2 protein-coding genes are annotated in these 466 nt (G+C 61.4%); both read right to left on the bottom strand.

Features of this window, described 5'->3' with window-relative positions; all coding sequences use genetic code 11:
* Positions 1-172 (bottom strand): class I fructose-bisphosphate aldolase (locus EOA60_RS36915; protein ID WP_128312824.1); only part of this gene is annotated, 172 nt, incomplete at its 3' end.
* Between the two features lie 124 nt (positions 173-296).
* Positions 297-466, bottom strand: a 170-nt coding sequence (gene pgk, locus EOA60_RS36910) for a phosphoglycerate kinase (RefSeq protein ID WP_128312823.1), incomplete at its 5' end; no start/stop codon positions are given.

Genomic DNA, 466 nt, shown 5'->3' with positions numbered 1-466 from the left:
CCTCCTTGGCGCGGAACATCATCTCGCGATAGTCGCGCCGATTGTCGGCGGTCGATTCGACGCCGATGACGTCGAAGCGCTTCTTGATGGTGCCGGAGCTCTCATCGGCGGCCAAAAGGCCCTTGCCATCCGCCACGATCGCGGCGGCAATGTCTTCGAGACGTTCGCTCATGGTGCTCTCCTAAGGTGCGTTTATTCCGCGCTAGCAGAACACTACCGCCAAAGGAATGACGCCGAAAAGCTCGAATCGATTGAAAGTCTCGATAGCGGCGTCCGTTCGGAAAGTCTTGAATGACTCAGCGCTTCAGCACCTCGACGCCCGGCAGCGGCTTGCCTTCCATCCATTCGAGGAAGGCGCCGCCGGCGGTCGAGACATAGGTGAAATCGTCGGCGACGCCGGCATGGTTGAGCGCGGCCACCGTGTCGCCGCCGCCGGCGACCGAAACCAGCTTGCCTTCCTTTGTGC

This window comes from Mesorhizobium sp. M1A.F.Ca.IN.020.06.1.1 (assembly GCF_004023265.1).
Taxonomy (GTDB): domain Bacteria; phylum Pseudomonadota; class Alphaproteobacteria; order Rhizobiales; family Rhizobiaceae; genus Mesorhizobium.
The sequence above is the reverse complement of the archived record's forward strand: the minus strand, read 5'-3'. Positions and strand labels throughout refer to the sequence as shown.